This is a genomic window from bacterium, assembly GCA_026398675.1.
In the GTDB taxonomy this organism is placed as follows: Bacteria; RBG-13-66-14; RBG-13-66-14; order RBG-13-66-14; family RBG-13-66-14; genus RBG-13-66-14.
Window position 1 is genome coordinate 1 of sequence record JAPLSK010000223.1, and the last position, 3,391, is coordinate 3,391.

4 protein-coding genes are annotated in these 3,391 nt (G+C 67.9%); all 4 read right to left on the reverse strand.

All coding sequences use genetic code 11. From position 1 onward, the window contains the following. Nucleotides 1-137: 137 nt before the first annotated feature. The 4 genes from NTW26_07190 to NTW26_07205 all read right to left on the reverse strand — a co-directional run bounded on the left by NTW26_07190 (nt 138) and on the right by NTW26_07205 (nt 3,204). Nucleotides 138-641, reverse strand: a complete 504-nt coding sequence (locus tag NTW26_07190) for a hypothetical protein (GenBank protein ID MCX7022041.1) — start codon at nt 639-641, stop codon at nt 138-140. Nucleotides 642-651: 10 nt separating this feature from the next. Beyond that, nucleotides 652-1,155 (reverse strand): hypothetical protein, encoded by a 504-nt coding sequence (locus NTW26_07195; GenBank protein ID MCX7022042.1) that lies wholly within the window; start codon nt 1,153-1,155, stop codon nt 652-654. A gap of 391 nt (nt 1,156-1,546) precedes the next feature. Beyond that, nucleotides 1,547-2,503 carry a cation diffusion facilitator family transporter gene (locus tag NTW26_07200; protein ID MCX7022043.1) on the reverse strand — a complete coding sequence of 319 codons (957 nt, stop codon included), beginning with the start codon at nt 2,501-2,503 and terminating at the stop codon, nt 1,547-1,549. A 2-nt stretch (nt 2,504-2,505) separates the two neighbouring features. Further along, entirely contained in the window at nt 2,506-3,204 is a 699-nt protein-coding gene (locus NTW26_07205) for an isoprenylcysteine carboxylmethyltransferase family protein (GenBank protein ID MCX7022044.1), read from the reverse strand. Nucleotides 3,205-3,391: the final 187 nt, after the last annotated feature.

Consider the following 3,391-nt stretch of genomic DNA (forward strand, 5'->3'; position numbering starts at 1 on the left):
AGGGCGGGGATTTTAACCGAGCGAAGCGAGCTATGCCCCCGGCAAATCCCCGCCGTTTTATTCAACGGAAGCCCTCACCCCCATCCCCTCTCCCACAGGGAGAGGGAGACCGCGGTAAGGGCGGGTGGAGGTGAACGTCAATCCCAGAAGCCGACCCGTTCGAACTCCAGCGTCGGCTCGCCGCAGCGCGGGCAGGTGTGCGTGCCGGTGTAGGGGTCGTCTATGAGCCCTATTTCGTCGGGCAGATATCCGTAATCCAGCTCGGGGGAGACCTCGACCCAGGCGGGCAGGAAACCGTCGGGGCCCGCGAGGTCCAGGAGGTTCTCCGGGGGGGTCCAGGCGGCGGAGAGCTCCTCGTACTCCGCGTAGTGGTCGTCCATGAACGCCTTGCTCTCGTCGAAGCCGGTGGGGGCGGGCACGCCGAGGCGGTCGGCCAGCATCCCGACGAAATCGAAGCCCACCACCAGCACGTCGTCCGCGGTCGCCGAGTAGTAGAGCTCGGTGCGATAGTAGGGGTAAAAGCCGCTGCCGTAGTAGATATCCTCGATTTTATAGCCGCAGGCGGGGCAGTCGCCCTCGAGGACGGCGCCGGCCAGGGCCCCGAATGTCAGCACCAGCAGCAGTCCGACGGTCGCGCGCATCGCTCCTCCTTTAGTCCCATTCGCCCGTCACGGTGAAGCGGAGCGTCCGCTCACCGCACGCCGGGCAGGGGAAGACCTTCCCCTTCTCCCACACCCCTTCCACGAGGAGCATTCGGGGGAACGGGCCGGTCACGGGGCGGTCGGAGGCGATCCGCGCCCCCGGGGGCAGGTCGCCCTCGATCACCGCCGGCGGCGACCAGGAGTGGAAGAATTCCTCGTACTCGGCGGAGTGCTCCTCTATCACGTCCCAAATCGCCGTGCTGTGACGGACGGGGGCGAAGTCGTAGCCCACGAGCCCGCCGAACTCCACCGACAGGTCGAACTCCACCGAGACCACCCGGTGCAGGTCGCCGGCCCAGTAGAGGGCGAAGGCGCTGAAAGGGTCCTCGAGGCCGGAGCCGATCCACAGGTCGCCCTCGGTGTAGCCGCAGTTTTCGCAGTCCGCCCGGCACATTTCCCCGGCGAGCGCCGCCGCCGCGAGCGCCGTGAGTATCGGAATCGTCCAACGGTTCAAGGCCGCCTCCTCGGATTTGCGAGGATTTATTTTACCCGACCGCCGCCGGGTTGTGCAAAAAAAGACGCCCCCGGGGGCCGGGGGCGCGGTCGGAATGGGTCGCGGTCAGAGCGTCGGGTCGCCGGGATGGGGGTGAGGGTTGCCGCGTACCCCCTCTCCCTTCCAGGGAGAGGGCGGGGGTGAGGGTCGGGGCGTGAAAGCGGCGGGGATGGGAATCCCCGCCCTACGTCGTGAACCGCACAATATCCCGTAGGGGCGACCGTCCACGGTCGCCCGCGGACGGGTCAGGAGACCTACGCCATCGCACCCCTCACCCTGGCCCGTAGGCGTACCTCTCCCCAGAGGGGAGAGGGGACGCGCATCGCGAGGGGGGGGATACGCGGTACCGGCGTCATTCCTCCCGCATGTGGCACAGGGCGCAGTCAACCGCCTCGCACTCACCCGATGGCACGAGCTCCAGCGTGGCGTGGACTATCTGGAACCGGTCGTAAAGCTCGCGGGCGAGGTCCCGCCGTAGGGCCGTGCCCTCCTCGACCCGCATGGCGCCCGGCACCCGGAGCTGCGCCGTCAAGACGTGCATCCGGCTGGTCACGCACCAGACGTGGAGGTCGTCCACCCCCGTCACGCAGGGATAGCCCGCGAGGAGCTCCCGCACCGCCGGCATGTCCACCTCCCGCGGGGTCCCCTGCAAGAGGATGTGCACGCTCTCCCGGATGAGCCCCCGGCTCCAAATCACAATCACCGCGGCTATCCCCAGCGACAACAGCGGGTCCAGGAGCCAGAAGCCGGTGAAGATCATCACCACGCCGCCGATGACTATTGCCACCGAGCTGCCCAGGTCGCCCGCCAGGTGAACGAGGGCGCTCCGGATGTTCAGGTCGTGCTTTCCCGCCTTCAGGAGCAACATTGCGGTGATTAAATTGACCACCAGGCCGATCCCGGCCACGACGAGCATCTCGGTGGTCCGCACCGCGTGGGGGGTGATTATCGCCGTCACGGCCTCGTAGGCGATGAAGGCCACCACGGCCAGGACGGTGATACCGTTAACGAGGGCGGCCAGAATCTCGCCCCGGTAGTAGCCGAAGCTCTTCTCGCCGGTCGCCGGGCGCTCGGACCAGGCCAGCGCCAGGTAGCTCACCCCGAGGGCGAAGAGGTGGGTGAACATGTGGCTGGCGTCGGAGATAAGGGCCAGGGAACCCGATATCAACCCCCCCACCACCTCGAGGGCCATGCCGGCCGCGGTGATGATTATCGCCAGCCGGAGCCGCATGCGGCTCACCGCGCGGTGGTCGTGCGCATGGCCGTGGTCGTCGGTCTCGGGCTTGGGGTGGTGGTGGTGGTGCTTCATACTTAGTGGAAGAAAAGGGTCCAGAGGTCGGCGGCGCCCATCCGCGCCAGGACTATGCCCAAAACCAGAAGGAGGACGAGGATCACCCCCTGGCCGGTGAGGGTGCGGCGCTCGTTGTAGAGGGCGTCGGAGGCCGAGAAATCCCTCCCGCTCCGCTCGGGGTAGGGCGCGAGGCGCGGGATGAAACGGCGCACCGCCCGCCGGTAGCAAGCATACTGCGCCCCGAACTCCCGGACGAGGAAGGGCTCCTCGAAGCGGATGATGAAGTGGTAGTAGACGGTGTAGAGGAGCGGCTGCACGGCCATCAGAAACCAGACGCCGCCCACGGTCACGGTGCCCAGGGCCATGAGGGTGTTGCCCAGGTAGAGGGGGTTGCGCAGGTGGGCGAAGGGCCCGCGCGTGCAGAGGGCGTGGGCGCGGAGGTCCCGGGCGCGGGTGGCGCCCCCGGCGTGACCCACCCCCCAGAAGCGCAGCGCCTCGCCCAGAAAAATCAGTGGCAGCCCCACGGCCCAGCTCCACGGCCGCGGGTCGCCCAGCAAAATCAACAGCAGGATGAACGGCACCGGGAGAATCCCGCGGTGCCGGAAGAGCCATTTCCCGAGCCGTTCGGCGAGCCGCTCGGCGGCGGGGCGGTCGCCCGGCTCCCCGTCCGAGACGCGCAGGTTCTCGTCGGAAGGGCTGTTCACGGTTCCCGGCAACATCCGCTTGTTTCCTTCAGATTGAGGAACCGATAAGTCGGCCCTCGACCCGGCCCCTGGGCGAGGGCTCATCCCCCGGGTAGAGGGGGACCGGATGCCTTCCCAGCTCCGACCCTCACCCCGGCCCGTAGGCGAGCCTCTCCCTAGAAGGGAGAGGGGACATGCATGTTGCGATGACGTAGGGGCGAGT